This window comes from Streptomyces sp. NPDC054834 (assembly GCF_053611185.1).
Map to the genome: position 1 here is coordinate 58,133 of NZ_JBSGZV010000025.1, position 16,924 is coordinate 75,056.

Annotated in this window: 16 protein-coding genes; 6 read left to right on the forward strand and 10 right to left on the reverse strand. The window is 73.4% G+C overall.

Annotated elements, in window-relative coordinates; all coding sequences use genetic code 11:
- Positions 1–202 precede the first annotated feature (202 nt).
- The 5 genes from ACWGJM_RS29140 (at position 203) to ACWGJM_RS29160 (ending at position 4,830) form a co-directional block, all read left to right on the forward strand.
- Positions 203–1,051: a transporter substrate-binding domain-containing protein gene (locus ACWGJM_RS29140; protein WP_453414694.1), complete on the forward strand. Its 849-nt coding sequence runs from the start codon at positions 203–205 to the stop codon at positions 1,049–1,051.
- On the forward strand, positions 1,048–1,893 hold the full coding sequence (locus ACWGJM_RS29145) for an amino acid ABC transporter permease (RefSeq protein WP_453414695.1): 846 nt from the start codon (positions 1,048–1,050) through the stop codon (positions 1,891–1,893). The genes ACWGJM_RS29140 and ACWGJM_RS29145 overlap by 4 nt, the downstream gene beginning before the upstream one ends.
- Complete coding sequence (locus tag ACWGJM_RS29150) at positions 1,890–2,684, forward strand: amino acid ABC transporter ATP-binding protein (RefSeq protein ID WP_453414696.1); 795 nt, start codon at positions 1,890–1,892, stop codon at positions 2,682–2,684. The genes ACWGJM_RS29145 and ACWGJM_RS29150 overlap by 4 nt, the downstream gene beginning before the upstream one ends.
- Positions 2,685–2,702: 18 nt before the next feature.
- The gene (locus ACWGJM_RS29155) at positions 2,703–3,794 is read left to right on the forward strand and encodes an amidohydrolase family protein (RefSeq protein ID WP_453414697.1); all 1,092 of its coding nucleotides are present in this window, start codon (positions 2,703–2,705) and stop codon (positions 3,792–3,794) included.
- A gap of 130 nt (positions 3,795–3,924) precedes the next feature.
- Entirely contained in the window at positions 3,925–4,830 is a 906-nt protein-coding gene (locus ACWGJM_RS29160; protein ID WP_453414698.1) for an SCO1860 family LAETG-anchored protein, read from the forward strand.
- Positions 4,831–4,893: 63 nt separating this feature from the next.
- On the opposite strand, the gene cobC is transcribed toward ACWGJM_RS29160, so the two are convergent.
- Genes cobC through cobM form a run of 6 tightly spaced genes read right to left on the reverse strand, consistent with a single transcriptional unit; the run spans position 4,894 to position 11,217 of the window.
- Positions 4,894–5,958 carry an Rv2231c family pyridoxal phosphate-dependent protein CobC gene (gene cobC, locus ACWGJM_RS29165; protein ID WP_453414699.1) on the reverse strand — a complete coding sequence of 355 codons (1,065 nt, stop codon included), beginning with the start codon at positions 5,956–5,958 and terminating at the stop codon, positions 4,894–4,896.
- A complete protein-coding gene (locus tag ACWGJM_RS29170; RefSeq protein ID WP_453414700.1) occupies positions 5,948–6,883 on the reverse strand; it encodes a sirohydrochlorin chelatase in 936 nt (311 codons plus the stop codon). Before ACWGJM_RS29170 ends, cobC begins: the two co-directional genes overlap by 11 nt.
- The gene (locus ACWGJM_RS29175; protein ID WP_453414701.1) at positions 6,880–7,467 is read right to left on the reverse strand and encodes a precorrin-8X methylmutase; all 588 of its coding nucleotides are present in this window, start codon (positions 7,465–7,467) and stop codon (positions 6,880–6,882) included. The genes ACWGJM_RS29170 and ACWGJM_RS29175 overlap by 4 nt, the downstream gene beginning before the upstream one ends.
- Positions 7,464–9,164, reverse strand: a complete 1,701-nt coding sequence (cobJ, locus tag ACWGJM_RS29180; RefSeq protein ID WP_453414702.1) for a precorrin-3B C(17)-methyltransferase — start codon at positions 9,162–9,164, stop codon at positions 7,464–7,466. The genes ACWGJM_RS29175 and cobJ overlap by 4 nt, the downstream gene beginning before the upstream one ends.
- A complete protein-coding gene (gene cbiE / locus ACWGJM_RS29185) occupies positions 9,161–10,402 on the reverse strand; it encodes a precorrin-6y C5,15-methyltransferase (decarboxylating) subunit CbiE (RefSeq protein ID WP_453414703.1) in 1,242 nt (413 codons plus the stop codon). Before cbiE ends, cobJ begins: the two co-directional genes overlap by 4 nt.
- Positions 10,399–11,217 carry a precorrin-4 C(11)-methyltransferase gene (gene cobM / locus ACWGJM_RS29190; protein ID WP_453414704.1) on the reverse strand — a complete coding sequence of 273 codons (819 nt, stop codon included), beginning with the start codon at positions 11,215–11,217 and terminating at the stop codon, positions 10,399–10,401. Before cobM ends, cbiE begins: the two co-directional genes overlap by 4 nt.
- 103 nt (positions 11,218–11,320) lie before the next feature.
- Between cobM and ACWGJM_RS29195 the strand changes: the two genes are divergently transcribed.
- Complete coding sequence (locus ACWGJM_RS29195) at positions 11,321–12,052, forward strand: ZIP family metal transporter (protein ID WP_453414705.1); 732 nt, start codon at positions 11,321–11,323, stop codon at positions 12,050–12,052.
- 14 nt (positions 12,053–12,066) lie between these two features.
- Here ACWGJM_RS29195 and cobI read toward each other — a convergent pair whose 3' ends face one another.
- The 4 genes from cobI to ACWGJM_RS29215 are packed head-to-tail and all read right to left on the reverse strand — an operon-like array spanning position 12,067 to position 16,917.
- Positions 12,067–12,798, reverse strand: a complete 732-nt coding sequence (cobI, locus tag ACWGJM_RS29200) for a precorrin-2 C(20)-methyltransferase (protein ID WP_453414706.1) — start codon at positions 12,796–12,798, stop codon at positions 12,067–12,069.
- A complete protein-coding gene (locus ACWGJM_RS29205) occupies positions 12,795–14,312 on the reverse strand; it encodes a cobyrinate a,c-diamide synthase (protein ID WP_453414707.1) in 1,518 nt (505 codons plus the stop codon). Before ACWGJM_RS29205 ends, cobI begins: the two co-directional genes overlap by 4 nt.
- Positions 14,312–14,911 carry a cob(I)yrinic acid a,c-diamide adenosyltransferase gene (gene cobO / locus ACWGJM_RS29210; RefSeq protein WP_453414708.1) on the reverse strand — a complete coding sequence of 200 codons (600 nt, stop codon included), beginning with the start codon at positions 14,909–14,911 and terminating at the stop codon, positions 14,312–14,314. The genes ACWGJM_RS29205 and cobO overlap by 1 nt, the downstream gene beginning before the upstream one ends.
- Positions 14,911–16,917 (reverse strand): putative cobaltochelatase, encoded by a 2,007-nt coding sequence (locus tag ACWGJM_RS29215; protein WP_453414709.1) that lies wholly within the window; start codon positions 16,915–16,917, stop codon positions 14,911–14,913. The genes cobO and ACWGJM_RS29215 overlap by 1 nt, the downstream gene beginning before the upstream one ends.
- Positions 16,918–16,924 lie beyond the last annotated feature (7 nt).

Sequence of the window (16,924 nt, forward strand, 5' to 3'; positions counted from 1 at the left end):
AGATGGAACAGATGAAGCGGGTGAAGCAGGTGAAGCAGGTGAAGCGGATGAAGCAGATGGAGTCGAGCGTAACCGGCCGCGTTCGGCCGTCTCCGACCGGTGACTTCTTAGGTCGGACCGCCTGATGACCATCGGATTGATTTGAGAGACCCAAACCTTTCCTTATAATCGGAACCCACAGTTCCCCCACAGGAGGCCTCCCGTGACCGCACTCTCCGGGCGCCGGACCCGCGTTCTGGCCGCCACCACCGTGACCGTCGGGCTGGTGCTCGTGGCCGCCTGTACCTCCACCGGAAACGGCGGCGGCTCGAAGACCGCCGCCGGCGGAGTCGAGGTCGTCAAGGCGGGGCAGCTCACCACCTGCACCCACCTGCCGTACCCGCCCTTCCAGTCGGAGATCGGCGGCAAGGTCCAGGGCTTCGACGTCTCCCTCGTCGACCTGGTCGCCAAGGACCTCGGCGTGAAGCAGGCCATCGTCGACACGCCCTTCGAGAACTTCAAGACCGGCGCCTTCCTCAACTCCGGCCAGTGCGACCTCGCCGCGGCCGGCATGACCATCACCGCCGAGCGCAAGAAGCACGTCGACTTCTCCGACCCGTACTTCAACGCCACCCAGGCCGTCCTCGTCGACAAGAAGAGCGGCATCACCTCGCTCGCCGACGTCAAGGCCAAGGGCAAGAAGCTCGGTGCCCAGGCGCAGACCACCGGCGAGGACTACGTGAGGAAGCAGGGCTTCGACCCGGTCTCCTTCGAGTCCTCCGACGCGGTCCTCAACGGACTGCGCACCGGCCAGGTCCAGGCCGTCGTCATCGACTACCCCGTCGTCCAGGGCTGGCTGAAGGACAAGGCCAACGCCGGCGCCTTCAAGACGGTCGACAACATCAACACCGGTGAGCAGTACGGCTTCACGGTGAAGAAGGGCAACACCAAGCTCCTCGCCGCCATCAACAAGGCGATCGCCGGCGCCAAGGCCGACGGCACCTACAAGAAGCTGTACGAGAAGTGGATCGGCCCCTACGACGCCGCCGCGGCCTCCCCCTCCGCGTCATGAGTGACGCCACCGACGCGGCCCGCACCGGGGTCCAGCCGAGGAAGAAGGGCCTGACCCGCCGCCAGAAGCGCAAGCTGTCCCGCGGTGTCCAGTACGCCGTCTTCGTCGCCGCCGTGATCGCCTTCGCGGTCACGGCCGACTGGGGACAGCTCCAGAACCAGTTCGCGCAAGCAGACATCGCCCGGCAGATGTTCCCGGACATCATCACGCTGGCGCTGAAGAACACCGTCCTCTACACCGTGTCCGGCTTCGTCGTCGGCCTGGTGCTCGGCATGGTCATCGCGCTGATGCGGCTGTCGTCCGTGGGCCCCTACCGCTGGCTCGCCGGCATCTACATCGAGATCTTCCGCGGTCTGCCCGCCCTGCTGATCTTCATCTTCATCGGCGTGGCCGTGCCGCTGGCCTTCCCCGGCACCGAGATCATCGGCGGCACGTACGGCAAGGTGGCCCTCGCGCTCGGTCTGGTGGCGGCCGCGTACATGGCCGAGACGATCCGTGCCGGCATCCAGGCGGTGCCCAAGGGACAGATGGAAGCGGCCCGTTCGCTGGGCTTCTCGCCCGCCCGGGCCATGGCCTCGATCATCGTCCCGCAGGCCTTCCGGATCATCCTCCCGCCGCTCACCAACGAACTCGTCCTGCTCTTCAAGGACTCCTCGCTGGTGCTGTTCCTCGGCGTCACCCTGGAGGAACGCGAACTGTCCAAGTTCGGCCGCGACCTGGCCAGCGCGACCGCCAACTCCACGCCGATCCTCGTCGCCGGCCTGTGTTACCTGCTGGTCACGATCCCGCTCGGCTTCGTCGTCCGCCGCATGGAGGCCAAGGCCCAGGAGGCCGTCAAGTGAGCACCCCCGAAGTCCTCATCCAGGACCTGCACAAGTCCTTCGGCGACAACGACGTGCTGCGCGGCATCGACCTCGAGGTCCGCCAGGGCGAGGTGGTCTGCGTCATCGGCCCCTCCGGCTCCGGCAAGTCGACCCTGCTGCGCTGCGTCAACCTGCTGGAGGAACCCACCAAGGGCCGGGTCTTCGTCGGCGGCGTCGAGCTGACCGACCCCGATGTGGACATCGACGCCGCCCGCCGCCGCATCGGCATGGTCTTCCAGCAGTTCAACCTCTTCCCGCACCTCACGGTGACCGAGAACCTCACCCTTCCGCAGCGCCGGGTGCTGGGGCGGAACAAGGCGGCGGCCGCGCAGGTGGCCGCCGAGAACCTGCGGCGCGTGGGCCTCGCCGAGAAGGCGGACGCCTACCCCGCCTCCCTCTCCGGCGGCCAGCAGCAGCGCGTCGCCATCGCCCGCGCGCTGGCCATGGGCCCCGCGGTGATGCTCTTCGACGAGCCGACCTCCGCCCTCGACCCCGAACTCGTCGGGGACGTCCTCGCGGTGATGCGCATGCTCGCCGACGAGGGCATGACCATGATCGTCGTCACCCACGAGATGACCTTCGCCCGCGAGGTCGCCGACCGGGTCGTCTTCATGGACGGCGGCGTGATCGTCGAGGACGGCACCCCGGACCAGGTCATCGGCGACCCGAGCCACGACCGCACCCGCCACTTCCTCTCCCGCCTCCTCGACCCGGCGATGGCCGAGGTGGAGGAGGAGACCTCGGACCAGGTGGGCAAGGGCGGCCAGTAGCTCACTAAGGTGCCGTCCATGAGCGAACGCGCGGTGCTGCACGTGAAGGGCCGGATTCTCGTCGGTGCGGACGAGGTCCGGGACGAGCTGTGGGTGGTCGGCGGCCGGATCTCGTACGACCGTCCCGCCGGCGCCCGCGAGGTGACGACCGTCGAGGGCTGGGCGCTGCCCGGCCTGGTCGACGCCCACTGTCATGTCGGCCTCGGCGCGGACGGCCCGGTCGACAAGGACGTGGCCGAGAAGCAGGCGCTGACCGACCGCGAGGCCGGCACCCTGCTGATCCGCGACGCGGGCTCGCCCTCCGACACCCGCTGGATCGACGACCGCGAGGACCTCCCGAAGATCATCCGGGCCGGCCGGCACATCGCCCGCACCCGCCGCTACATCCGGGGCTACGCCCACGAGGTCGAGCCGGACGACCTCGTCGCGTACGTCGCCCAGGAGGCCCGGCGCGGCGACGGCTGGGTCAAGCTGGTCGGCGACTGGATCGACCGCGACCTCGGCGACCTGTCCGCCTGCTGGCCGCGCGAGGCGGTCGAGGCGGCCATCGCCGAGGCCCACCGCCTGGGCGCCCGCGTGACCGCCCACTGCTTCGCCGAGTCCTCCCTGCGCGACCTGGTCGAGGCGGGCATCGACTGCATCGAGCACGCGACGGGCCTGACGGAGGACCTGGTCCCGCTGTTCGCCTCGCGGGGCGTCGCGATCGTCCCCACCCTCGTCAACATCGCCACCTTCCCCCGGCTCGCCGACGGCGGCGAGTCCAAGTACCCGCGCTGGTCCGCCCACATGCGCCGCCTCCACGAGCGCCGCTACGACACCGTGCGCGGCGCCTACGACGCCGGGATCCCGGTCTTCGTCGGCACGGACGCCGGGGGCTCGCTCGCCCATGGCCTGGTCGCCGGCGAGGTCGCGGAACTGGTCACCGCGGGCATCCCGCCGGTCGACGCCCTCTCGGCGACGAGCTGGGGCGCGCGGAAGTGGCTCGGCCGACCCGGCCTGGAGGAGGGCGCACCTGCGGACCTGGTGGTGTACGAGGCGGACCCGCGCGCGGACGTACGGGTACTGGCGTCACCGCGACGGGTGGTGCTGAACGGGCTGGTGGTCGAATAGCCGCCGGACAATTCGTACACGCGCACGGAAAATCCACGATGGAGTGAAGTGACGCGGGATCGCTGACGGTTCACCCTCGGTGCGCGATTCTTGCCGGGTCCCGAGCAGGTCTCGTCTGGGGGTCCACACCTTGAACGGCACCAACTTCCGTATGCCCGCACGCCGTTGGGCCACCGTCGCAACGGCTGCGGCAATCGCCGCCGGTCCCGTCACGCTGGCCGGCGCGGGCTCCGCCCGAGCGACCGGCGCACACGGCCACGCCGGCGCCGTCGTGCTGCGCACCGGGCTCGACGTGTCCCTCGTGGACAAGACCGGGAACGTCCCCCTCGCGGTCTCCCTCAACGAGGTCCAGGCACCGCACACGGCCGGGAAGACCGCCCTGACCGCCCGCCTGGACGGCGTGGAGGGCGGCAAACCCTTCACTGTGCTCGGGGCGGACGTCGCCTCGGCGAAGGCCACGACGACCGCGACCCGCGCCGAAGCCACCGTCCACCTCGCCCACGCCAGGCTCCACGTCCCCGGCCTGCCCCTGCTGTCCCTCGTTGAGCTGGACACCGTCACGGCGAAGGCGACCTGCGAGTCCGGCAGGGCGCCGGTCGCCACCTCCGACGTCCCGGGCGCGGTCACGGTCCTCGGCAAGCGCGTCACCCTCACCGCCGGCGGCCCGACGGACGTCCGCGTGCCCGGGCTCGGCGAAGTCCGCCTGGACCTCTCCCGGCGCAGGACCACCTCCCGCGCCGCAGCCGCCACCGCCCTCCAGCTCAAGGTCTCCGTCAACCCGCTGAAACTGAACGTGGCCGACGTGACAGGCACCGTGACCCTGGCCGCGGCGACCTGCGAGACCCCGGCCACCCCCACACCCCCGGACAAGACCCCGGCCCCTGCCGTCAAGCCCCAGGGCACCCCGGTCAAGACCAAGACCGACCTGGCACAGACGGGCGCAAGCTCCCTGACCCCGTACCTGGCGGCAGGCTCAGCCGTGCTCCTGACAGCGGGCGGGGGAGCGGCGGCGCTGGTGCGGCGGCGAAAGGGCTGAGAGCGGGGGTGTCGGCGCTGGGGCGGCAAGGCCCTTGGCCGGGGCCCGGGGCAGAGCCCCGGATCACCCCAGCGCGGCACCCAGCGCCCGCAGAAACCCGTCCACCGTCCCCCGGTCCCGCACAGCGACCCGCACCCACTCCTCCCCCAGCCCGGGGAACGTGTCCCCCCGCCGCACCGCGTACCCCAGCTCCCGCAACCGCCCCCGCACCACAGCCGCCCCCGGCATCCGCACCAGGACGAACGGTCCCTCCGCAGGGGATGCCACCCGTACGCCCCGCCCGGCGAACGCCGACAGCCCCGTCACCAGATGGGCCCGCTCCGCCGCCACCCGGTGCGCCGCGTGCGCCGCCTCCGCCAGGGCCCGGGGGGCCACGCACGCCTCCGCCGCGGCCAGCGCGGGCGTGGACACCGGCCACAGCGGCTGGGCCCGCTCCAGTTCCGCGATCGTCTCCGGCGCGGCCAGTACATAGCCGATCCGCAGCCCGGCCAGCCCCCACGTCTTGGTAAGGCTGCGCAGCACCACGAGCCCGGGCACATCCGTCCGCCCGGCCAGTGCCTCCCGCTCACCCGGCACCGCGTCCATGAACGCCTCGTCGACCACCAGCACCCGCCCGGGCCGGGCCAGGGAGGCGATCGTCGCGGCCGGGTGCAGCACGGACGTGGGATTCGTCGGGTTGCCGATCACCACCAGGTCGGCGTCCTCCGGCACCGCCGCCGGATCCAGCCGGAAGCCGTCCGCCTCCCGCAGCAGCACCCGGTCCACGGTGTGCCCCGCGTCCCGCAGGGCGGCCTCCGGCTCGGTGAACTGCGGATGCACCACCACCGGCCGGCGCACCTTCAGCGCCCGCGCGAGCAGCACGAACGCCTCCGCCGCCCCCGCCGTCAGCAGCACCCGCTCCACCGGAACCCCATGCCGCCCGGCCACCGCCGCCCGCGCGGCCCGCCCGTCCGGGTAGGCGGCGAGGGAACCCAGGGACCCGGCTATGCGCTCCCGCAGCCACACGGGCGGGGTGTCCGCGCGGACGTTGACGGCGAGGTCGACCAGCGCGGCCCCGTCGTCCCGGACCTCGGCGTCCCCGTGGTGGCGCAGATCGTGCCCGCCCGTGGCGGCGTCCTCAGTGCGCATGGCTGTGTGCTTGCCCCCCGTGATGGTGATGCCCGTGGCCGTGCCCGTGCCCGTCGTCGTCCGGGTGGAAGTGCGGCTGCTGCGGCAGACCCACCTTGTCCTCGAAGCCGGGCAGCGCGATGCGGTACACGCACGAGTCGCAGTTCATCCGCAGGTCGCCCTTGACGGCCTCCTCGTACCGCTCCATCACCAGGTCGAGCAGCTCCGGCTCGGGCCCTATGACGTCCGCCGACCGCACCTCGGTCTCCGGGTGCGCGGCGGCCCAGCCCTCGGTCTGCCGCCGGACCCGGTCGGGCAGGATGCCGGTGAACAGGAAGTAGGGGAGTACGACGATCCGCCGCGCCCCCAGCTTCGCGCACCGGTCGAGACCGCTCGGCACGTCCGGTGCCGCCAGCGACACGAACGCCGTCTCCACACCGGCGTACCCGCGCCCCTCCCACAGCAGCCGGGCGGCCTTGTGCACCTCGGCGTTGGCGTCCGGGTCGGTCGAGCCGCGCCCGACGAGCAGCACGGTCACGTCGGTCCGGTCCTCCGGCCTGCGCGCCGAGGAGCCGAGCGCCTCGTCCAGCCGCCGCTCCAGCACGTTCAGCAGCGCCGGGTGCGGGCCGAGCGGACGGCCGTAGGTGTAGGAGATCCCGGGGTGCCGTTCCTTCTCGCGGGCCAGCGCGGCCGGGATGTCGCCCTTGGCGTGCCCGGCGGACACCAGCATCAGCGGGACGGCGGCGAAACGGCGTACGCCCTGCTCCACCAGCTCGGTCACCGCGTCACCCAGGGGCGGCGGCGACAACTCGATGAAACCGCCCGCGACGGGCAGTTCGGGGTGGCGGCGGCCCAGCTCCCGGACGAAGTCGCGGAACGCCTCGGCTCCGGCGTCGTCCCGGGTGCCATGGCCGGCGATGAGCAGGGCGGGCGGCGGGGTGGTCACGGCTTCTCCTCAGCGGGGACGGGGTGGTACAGCAGGGCGTTGAGCGCGGCGGCGGCGACCGCCGAACCGCCCTTCTCGGACACGTTGCTCACGGCGGGCAGTCCGCTCTCGCGCAACGCGGCCTTGGACTCGGCCGCGCCGACGAAACCGACGGGCAGACCGATGACGAGCGCGGGATCGGCGTCCAGCGTCAGCAGTTCCTCCAGGGCGGTCGGCGCATTGCCGATCACCCAGAGGGCGCCCGGACCGACCTGCTCGTACGCGAGCCGTATCGCTTGCGCCGAGCGGGTCAGCCCCGGCCCGGACCCGGCGTCCCTGAGGCGGCAGACGGTCTCGCGCCGGGTGATGCCGGCCCCGACCATCTCCACGTCCACGACGACCGGCGCCCCGCCGTGCAGAGCGGTGTGCGCCCTCTCCAAGTCGCCCTCGTCCATGACGAGATCGGTGGCGTACTCGAGGTCGGCGGCGGAGTGGATGACCCGCTCCACGACGGCCCGGGTCAGCGGCGGGAAGTGCGAGGTGTCCAAGCGGGCACGCAGTCGCCGGTAGGACTCCACCTCGATCGGATGAACCACACGGTTCACTTGGCGCCCTCCTGCTCATGCGAGCTGTCCTGCCAGCGGTAGCCGCGCGGCGTCACCATGCGGCCCGCGATCTCACGGGTCGCCGTGTTGCCCACCGTGACGACCGTCATCATGTCGACCGTCGCCGGGTCCAGCGCGGCCAGCGTCGTCAGCCGGCCGGCCTCGTCCGGCCGCGAGGCGTTGCGTACGACTCCGACGGGCGTCGTCGGCTCCCGGTGCCCGGCGAGGACGGCGAGCGCCTTGGGCAGCTGCCAGTCGCGGCCCCGGGAACGCGGGTTGTAGAAGGTGACCACGAGGTCTGCCTCGGCCGCCGCCCGCACCCGCCGCTCGATGACCTCCCACGGCGTGTGCAGGTCGGACAGGCTGATCGACACGTGGTCGTGGCCGAGCGGCGCGCCCAGGATCGCCCCGGCCGCGAGCGCCGCCGTCACGCCGGGCACCCCGACCACGTCGATGTCGTCGGATGCCTCGGCGAGCGCCGGGGACGCCATCGCGTACACGCCCGCGTCCCCGCTGCCGATCAGTGCGACCGAGTGGCCCGCGCGGGCCTCGGCGACCGCCGTGCGGGCCCGCTCCTCCTCCGCGCCGAGCCCCGACTCGAGGATCCGGGTGCCGGGCCGCAGCAGGTCGCGGATCTGGTCGACGTACTGGTCGAGCCCGACGAGCACCGAGGCGCGCCGCAGCTCCGCCTCGGCGCGCGGGGTGAGCAGGTCCCGGGCGCCCGGCCCGAGCCCGACCACCGCGAGCCGCCCGCGCCCCGGCCGCCGTACGACGGCACAGGTCGCCATCGCGGGGTTGGCCGCCGACTTGCGCTTGGGAACGAGGAGTTCGCCGCCCCGGACCAGCGCGGCGGCCTCCGCGACGGACGGCGTGCCGACGGCGGCGAGGGGCGCGTCCGACGGGTTGGGCACCTCGACGCCCGCCAGCTCCTCGGCGGAGTACGTCACCAGCGGCACGCCCAGCCGTTCGGCGGCGGCCACGATCCCCGGCTCCGCCGCCTTGGCGTCGACGGTGGCGAGGTGGGCGACGGACTTCGAGGAGAGCCCGGCGTCCCGCAGCGCGGCCTCGATCAGCCCGAGCACCTCGTCGGCCGGCGCGCCCCTGGAGGCCCCGACACCGACGACCAGGGACGGCGGCCGCAGCAGCACCTCGCGCTCGCCCGCCTCGACGTCCCGGTCGGTCAGCCGGACGGTGTACGCCCCCTCCGGCACCGTCGGCAGCGGAGGCAGCGGCCACGCCAACTCCGCCTCCAGAGCGACGGGTTCGCCGTCCAGCAGGGCCCGCGAAACCGTCGCGACGGAGCCCTCCACCGGAAACCCGAGCGTGTCCAGGCCCGGCAGGCCGACGGAGTCCGTCGCGGTGGTCACCACCGGCTCGGCACCCAGCAACCCGCCCACCTCACGGGCGAGTTCGTTGGCCCCGCCGCCGTGCCCGCCCACCAGCGACACGGCGAACCGTCCGCCCTCGTCGACGCACACCACACCCGGGTCCGACAACTTGTCCGCCAGCAGCGGCGCCACGAGCCGCACCACGGCTCCCGTGGCCAGGAAGCACACGAGCTGCTCGCACTCCGCGAACGCGGCCCGCACGGCGTCCCCGACGGGACCCTCGTACACGCGCGTACGGTCCGGCCACGCAGCGGCCACCCGGTCGCGCGCGGCCGTCCCCGCCGCGGTGGCGGAAATGAGGCCGATCACAGAGCAACTCCTTCACGACGGCTGGGGGTTCTGATTCCCCACAGCAGGAAAACGGGATTGGTCGCCGCCAGCCGGGTCACGTCACCCGGCAGCGGCGCGAGCCGGGACGACTGGAGCAGCACGCCTTCGCACTCGAACCCGGCATCGGCGAGCGCGGCCCGGGCCGCCGGGACCCGGTCCAGCGCGGCCATCGCGACGACCACGGCCCGCCGGGCCCGCCGCGCGCACTCACCGACGATGTCGGGCAGCTCGCGCCCCCCGCCGCCGACGAACACGGCGTCGGGATCGTCGAGCCCGGCCAGCGCCTGCGGCGCCGTGCCGTGCACCACGTGCACGTCGACGCCGTGCGCGGCGGCGTTGGCGTGGATCCGCTCCACCCCGTCCGGGGCCTTCTCCACCGCGCTGACGGCGGCACCGAGCCGTGCGCACTCCACGGCGACGGACCCCGACCCGGAGCCCACGTCCCACACCAGCTCGCCGGGGCGTGGCCCGAGCCGGGCCAGGGCCAGCGCCCGCACCTCGAACTTGGTGATCATCGAGTCGCGGTGGGCGAAGTCACCCTCGTCCAGCGCCCACCCGGCGGGAGCCGCGGCGGCCGGGCCCGCGAGCGTCCGTACGGGACCGGGCGTCCGCGACCCGTCCAGGCACAGCACGACGCTCACCGCCGTACCCCAGTCGCGTCCCGCGGCCTCGGCCGGCGTGACCCGCTCGACCCGCTCATCCGCCGAGCCCAGCGCCGAGGCGACGACGAGGACCCGGTCGGAGGCGGTACGGGCGAGCGCGGCACCCAGCTCGGCGGGTCCGGCGCCGGGCCCGGTCAGCACCGCGACCTTGGGATGCGCCCGGCACACGTGCACGGCCGTCCGCGCAGCCCGCCCGTGCGCGCTGACCACCACCGCGTCGTCCCAGGTCAGCCCCAGCCGTGCGAACGCGGCCGCGACCGACGACACCCCCGGCCGCACATCCAGCAACTCGGACCCGAACCGCTCGGCCAGCGCCCGCACGATCCCGAAGAACCCGGGATCGCCCGAGGCCAGCACGACGACGCGCCGGTCCTTGTCGACGTACTCCCGCATCGCGTCCAGGGCGGGCGCCAGCGGGCCGAGCACGATCCGCTCGGCGGTCTCCGGCAGCACCGCGGCGTCCAGGTGCCGCCGCCCGCCCACGACCAGCTCGGCCCCCGCCAGAGCAGCGGCGTCGACCGGCGCCCCGGTTCCCGTGCCGACCACGGTGATCACGTGCTCGCCCCCCGCTCACGCAGGGCCTTGCGGGCCTCGGGGTCGGCCTTGCGGTAGCCGTGGAAGTGACCGGGGTGGTACAGGTGCGAGCGGGTGCCCTCGGCGTCCAGGGCCGGGCCGACCAGGAAGAGGGTGTGCTTCCAGAGCTTGTGCTCCTTGACGGTCTCCTCCAGCGTGCCGACCGTGCACTTCACGACCAGCTCCTCCGGCCAGGTCGCCTGGTACGCGACGACCACCGGAGTGGTGGTCGGGTAGCCGCCCTCCAGCAGCTCCCGCACCAGCTGCCCGCTGCGGGCCGCGGACAGGAAGACCGCCATGGTGGTGCCGTGCTTGGCGAACTCACGCACCTCCTCGCCGGGCGGCATCGGCGTCTTGCCGCCCCCCAGCCGGGTGAGGACCACCGACTGCGCCACCTCGGGAATGGTCAGCTCGCGCTGCGCGAGGGCGGCGACGGCGGAGAAGGCGGAGACGCCGGGCACGACCTCCGTCTCTATCCCGATCCGGGCACACCGGTCGAGCTGCTCCTGCGTGCCGCCCCACAGGGCCGGGTCGCCGGAATGGATCCGGGCCACCTTCAGTCCCTCCCGGCGGGCCCGCTCGTACACGGCGACGACGTCCTCCAGCGACATGGTCGCCGAGTCCAGGATCTCCGCGCCCTCCCGCGCGTGCCCGAGGACCTCCGCCTGGACCAGGCTGGCCGCCCAGATCACCACGTCGGCCTCGGCGATGGCGCGCGCGGCACGGAAGGTCAGCAGGTCGGCGGCGCCGGGACCGGCACCGACGAAGGTCACCTTGCCGGTGGGGGCATCGGCCATGAGAATCTGTCCTCTCCTACAAGTCCTACGAGCAAAAGTCCTGTGAGTGCGGCGGCTACGGCCGTGTGTGCGTGCGCGCGGGTCGATCGGATAGCAAGAGCACATGGCGGTCTTCGTCGCGCTGGGCGCGTTCCTGATGACGCTGGCCGGGGGCTGGACGGCACAACGCGTGACCGACCGCCGCCACCTGGTCCTGGGCCTGGCCGGAGGCCTGATGCTGGGCGTGGTCGGCCTCGACCTGCTCCCGGAGGCGCTGCGCGCGGCCGGCCGCGAGGTGTTCGGCGTACCGGCGGCCCTGCTGCTGTTCGTGGCCGGCTTCCTGGTGGCCCACCTGGTGGAACGGACACTGGCCGCGCGGCAGGCGGCGCACGGCGGCGCCGAGGGACACAACCACCGCGCGCCCGAGGTGGGCCTGGCGGCGGCGTCCGCGATGGTCGGCCACAGCGCCATGGACGGCGTCGCGATCGGCGCGGCCTTCCAGGTGGGCGGCGGCATGGGCACGGCGGTCGCGCTCGCCGTCATCGCCCATGACTTCGCGGACGGCTTCAACACCTTCACCATCACGAGCCTGTACGGCAACGCGCGCCGCAAGGCCGTCGCCATGCTCGTCGCCGACGCCTGCGCGCCCGTACTGGGCGCCGCCTCGACCGCGTTCCTGACCATCCCGGAGGCGTTCCTCGGCGGCTATCTCGGCCTGTTCGGCGGCGCGCTGCTCTACCTCGCCGCCGCCGAGATCCTCCCCGAGGCCCACCACGAGCACCCCGCCCGCTCCACCCTGCTGTGCACGCTGGCCGGAGCGGCGTTCATCTGGCTCGTGGTCGGGCTTTCCGGCTGACAAGTACGCCGCTCTCACAGCTTGCCGCCCCGGCCGCCGTCGCGCCGGGCGGGCGCGATCAGCGTGGAGAGGTACGGCAGCGGCCCGCCGTCCAGTTCGGCGGCCGGCCGTATCGACTCCTCCGCCAGCCCGAGCGCCGACCCCCACACGGCGCCGTCGAGCCGCCCGGTCTCCCGCAGCGCCTCCGCGACCTCCGCCGCCTGCCGCCCGAACTTGTACGCCACGACCGTCCCCGGACCCGCGAGGGCCTCCTTGAGCACGGCCGACCCGGCGGTGACCGGCACCAGCGTCAGCGGCTCGGTGCCCTCGGTGAGCACGGCACCCGAGCGTGCGGCGAGATCCTGCATGGCGGTGATCCCGGGCACGGTCTCCACGACCGTCCCCGGCACCAGCTCCGCGACGGTCTGCGCGAGATAGGTGAAGGTGGAGTACACGTTCGGGTCCCCGATGGTCGCGAACGCCACGGCCCCCCGCTCCCTGAGCAACCCGGCGACCCGCTCACCGGCCGCGTCCCAGGCGCCCTCACGCCGCGCCCGGTCGGTCCGCTCGTTGAGCGCGAACACGACCCGTACGACCTTCTCCTCCGGCACGTAGTGCAACACGGTCGCCTCGGCCCGCCCGCGCTCACCACTGTCCATCACCGGTACGACGACGACATCGGCGGCGCGAAGGGCGTTGACCCCCTTCACGGTCACCAGCTCCGGATCACCGGGGCCCACCCCGACTCCGACCAGCCTGCTGCTCATGACGTCCGGCACCTCTCCACGAACCGACGGGCCACACCGGGCACGGACGCCCAGTGCGTGTGCAGATAACTCGCGTGCACGCCCTGCTGTACGAAACCTTCGACACGCCGCTGAGGGGCGCGTACACCCCAGGCGGGCGCTGCCCCCGCGCCGGGCTCGACGACCGTCCGGTGGAACTCGTGCCCACGCATCCGCGTCCCCGCGCCGGCGAGCACGCTGTCGCTCACGGCGACGGCGTCCCGGTAGCCGAGGGTCAGCCGCTCGCTCATCCGGGCGGAGGCGTCCACCACCCCGCACATGGGCCGCCCGTCGAGCTCACGGCAGAGGTAGAGCAGCCCGGCACACTCGGCGGCCACCGGCGCCCCGGCCTCCGCGAACGCCGCGACGGCCTTGCGCAGGGGTTCGTTGGCGGACAGCTCGGCGGCGTACACCTCCGGGAACCCACCGCCGATGACCAACCCACGGGTACCGTCCGGCAGTCGCTCATCGCGAAGCGGATCAAAAGGCACGACCTCGGCTCCGGCGGCGGTGAGCAGCTCGGCATGCTCGGCATAGGAGAAGGTGAAGGCGGGACCGCCGGCCAGGGCAACGACCACCTTCGAGCGCCGGTCGGCATCACTCAGCCCGTCCGGGGCTTGAGGACGAGGCCGATCAGGCCGATCGGGGGTCCAGGGGGCGGAGCCCCTTGGCGGGGTCGAAGGGGCGGAGCCCCTGGAGGACGGGAAGGGCAGGGGCGGCGGGGGCGCTGCATCCATCAGCGGCTCCGCCGCGGGAGCCAAGGCCTCAGCCGCGTCCCAGCCCGCACACGGCAACGTACCCGCGCCGCGCGCCAGCGCCAGCAACCCCTCGAGATCGCACCCCGCCTCCACCTGCGCCGCCATCGCGGCAACAGCCCCCACCGCCGAAGCCCGCCGCTCGGCGACCGGCACCAGCCCCAGATGCCGCGAGGGCGTATCGACCTGAGCCACCCGCCGCAGCACCCCGAGCACAGGCACCCCGGCCGAATCCAACGCCTCCCGCAAAAGAGCCTCGTGCCGGTCCGAAGCCACCTTGTTCAGGATCACGCCCCCGACCCGCACCTCCGGGTCCCAGGACGCGAACCCGTGCACCAGCGCCGCCACCGACCGCGACTGCGACGACGCGTCCACGACGAGCACCACCGGCGCCCGCAGCAGCTTCGCCACATGGGCGGTGGACGCCAGTTCACCCTCCCCGGCGGCCCCGTCGTACAGCCCCATCACGCCCTCGACGACGGCGATGTCGCACCCGCGCGCCCCGTGCAGGAACAGCGGCCCGACCAGATCGGGCCCGCACAGGTACGCGTCGAGGTTGCGCCCCACACGCCCGGTGGCGAGCGCGTGATACCCGGGGTCGATGTAGTCGGGCCCGACCTTGTGCGGGGAGACGGCGAGCCCCCGCCCGGTCAGCGCCGCCATCAACCCCGTGGCAACGGTGGTCTTGCCGCTGCCCGAGGAGGGCGCGGCGATGACCAGCCGGGGCACGGACGAGGACATCACCACTCGATGCCCCTCTGCCCCTTCTGCCCGACGTCCATGGGGTGCTTGACCTTGGACATGTCGGTGACGAGGTCGGCGAAGTCCACGAGCTTCTCGGGCGCGTTCCGCCCGGTGATCACGACATGCTGGGTGCCGGGCCGGTTCCGCAGCACCTCCACGACCTCGTCGGTGTCGACCCATCCCCAGTGCATGGGGTAGGCGAACTCGTCGAGCACATACAGCTGGTACGTCTCCGCGGCGAGGTCCCGCTTGACCTGCTCCCAGCCCTCCCGGGCCTTCTCCTCGTTGTCCATCTGGTCATCGCGCTGGACCCAGGACCATCCCTCGCCCATCTTGTGCCAGTCGACGCTCCCGCCCTCGCCGGACGCCCCGAGCACGCGCAGCGCGTTCTCCTCGCCGACCTTCCACTTCGCCGACTTGACGAACTGGAACACCCCGATCGGCCATCCCTGGTTCCAGGCGCGCAGCGCCAGCCCGAACGCGGCGGTCGACTTGCCCTTGCCGATGCCTGTGTGGACGACGACCAGCGGCCGGTTGCGCCGCTGCCGGGTCGTCAGTCCGTCGTCCGGTACGGCACTCGGCTGTCCCTGCGGCATTACGCGGCCCTCCTCGAAGTTCCCTGCACATCCCTGACCAGTCCGGCGATCGAGTCCGCCCGCAACTCGTCGAGCGTCACCGCCGTACCCCCGAGTTCTCCCGCGAGCTGCCCGGCCAGCCCCAGCCGGACAGGCCCCGACTCGCAGTCCACGACCACGGAGGCGACCCCGTCGGCCTCGAACAGCCGGGCCGCACGCCCGGCCAGTGCCACCGGCTCCGGGCCACCGGTGGCACGTCCGTCGGTCACCACCACGACCAGCGCCCGTCGCGCCGGATCCCGCAGCCGCTCCACGCGCAGCACGTCGTGTGCCTTCAGCAGCCCGGCGGCGAGTGGCGTCCGTCCGCCGGTGGGCAGCGACTCCAGCCGGGCCGCCGCCGCGTCCACGGACGACGTGGGTGGCAACGCCACCTCGGCGGCCGCCCCCCGGAACGTCACGAGCCCCACCTTGTCCCGCCGCTGGTAGGCGTCGAGCAGCAGCGACAGCACAGCGCCCTTCACGGCACCCATCCGCTGCCGGGCCGCCATGGACCCGGAGGCGTCGACGACGAACAGCACGAGGTTGCCCTCACGCCCCTCGCGTGTCGCCTGCCGCAGATCGTCCCGCCGTACGACGAGACCCGGCCCCGACCGTCCCCGCGCCCGCTGGTGCGGGGCGGCGGCCTGCACGGTCGCCGCCAGGTGCAGCTTGGTGAGCGTGCCCCGCGGGCGCCGGGCCCCGGTGGTCCGCCCGTGCTCGGTCCGCGCCCGCGACCGCCGCCCGGCCGCACCCTCGCCGATGCCGGGGACGCTGAGCACCTTGGCGCGGAAGGGCTCGGAGGCCCGCGCCGGGGCCTGTTCGCCCGCTCCGGCGCCGGACGCCTGGGGCTCCCCGCCCTCACCGGCCTCGGGGCGCGCGCCGGTGTCCCCGCCCTGCGGGTCGCCGTCGCCCTGCGGCGGCTGCCCGCCGCCACCGCCACCGGGGCCGTCGGGGTCCGGGTCCTCGTCGTCCGAGGAGTCGCCGAACTCCTCCAGCGTCTCGTCGAGCTTGCCCTCGTCGAGGCCCGGCGCGTCGAAGGGATTGCGGCGCCTGCGGTGCGGCAGCGCGAGCAGGGCCGCCTGCCGCACGTCCTCCGCGAGCACGTCGGTGCGCCCGGCCCAGGCGGCCAGCGCGGTCGCGGTCCGCGCCATCACGATGTCGGCCCGCATGCCGTCCACCTCGAAGGCCGCGCAGGTCGCCGCGATCTGCCTGAGCGCCCCGTCGCCCAGCCGCACCGACGGCAACAACTCCCGGGCCGCCACGATCCGCGCGCGTACGGCGGCCTCCTCGTCCGCCCAGCGGACGGCGAAGGCGGCGGGATCGTCGTCGTACGCCAGCCGGCGCCGCACGACCTCCACCCGCTGCTCGGGTTCCCGCGAGGCCGCGACCTCCACGGTGAGCCCGAACCGGTCCAGCAACTGCGGCCGCAGCTCGCCCTCTTCGGGGTTCATGGTGCCGACCAGCAGGAACTTCGCGGCGTGCCGTACGGAGACACCCTCGCGTTCGACGTACGACGCGCCCATCGCCGCCGCGTCGAGGAGCAGGTCGACCAGATGGTCGTGGAGGAGGTTGACCTCGTCGACGTAGAGGATCCCGCGGTGCGCGTCCGCGAGGAGCCCCGGCTCGAAGGCCTTCACTCCCTCCGCCAGCGCCCGCTCGATGTCCAGCGCCCCGACCAGCCGGTCCTCGGAGGCACCGACCGGCAGCTCGACCATCCGGGCCGGCCGGGACTCGAACGCCCCCGGTTCGTGCGGCCCGTCCGGGCAGGCGGGGTCGGGGGAGCCGGGGTCACAGGAGAAACGGCACCCGGAGACGACGTCGACCCGAGGCATCAGCGCCGAGAGCGCGCGCACCGCCGTGCTCTTCGCCGTCCCCTTCTCGCCCCGCACCAGGACGCCGCCCACGGCGGGGCTCACCGCGTTGAGGAGCAGGGCCAAGCGCAGATCGTCCTGCCCGACGACGGCAGTGAAGGGAAAGGGCGTGCTCATGCCTGGA

Excerpts from the sequence above, each read along its gene's own strand:
- ACWGJM_RS29145 (WP_453414695.1), top strand. The coding sequence starts at position 1,048 with ATGAGTGACGCCACCGACGCGGCCCGCACCGGGGTCCAGCCGAGGAAG.
- ACWGJM_RS29155 (WP_453414697.1), top strand. The coding sequence starts at position 2,703 with ATGAGCGAACGCGCGGTGCTGCACGTGAAGGGCCGGATTCTCGTCGGT.
- cobC (WP_453414699.1), bottom strand. The coding sequence starts at position 5,958 with ATGCGCACTGAGGACGCCGCCACGGGCGGGCACGATCTGCGCCACCAC.
- cobM (WP_453414704.1), bottom strand. The coding sequence starts at position 11,217 with ATGGCCGATGCCCCCACCGGCAAGGTGACCTTCGTCGGTGCCGGTCCC.
- ACWGJM_RS29195 (WP_453414705.1), top strand. The coding sequence starts at position 11,321 with ATGGCGGTCTTCGTCGCGCTGGGCGCGTTCCTGATGACGCTGGCCGGG.
- cobI (WP_453414706.1), bottom strand. The coding sequence starts at position 12,798 with ATGAGCAGCAGGCTGGTCGGAGTCGGGGTGGGCCCCGGTGATCCGGAG.
- ACWGJM_RS29205 (WP_453414707.1), bottom strand. The coding sequence starts at position 14,312 with ATGTCCTCGTCCGTGCCCCGGCTGGTCATCGCCGCGCCCTCCTCGGGC.
- cobO (WP_453414708.1), bottom strand. The coding sequence starts at position 14,911 with ATGCCGCAGGGACAGCCGAGTGCCGTACCGGACGACGGACTGACGACC.
- ACWGJM_RS29215 (WP_453414709.1), bottom strand. The coding sequence starts at position 16,917 with ATGAGCACGCCCTTTCCCTTCACTGCCGTCGTCGGGCAGGACGATCTG.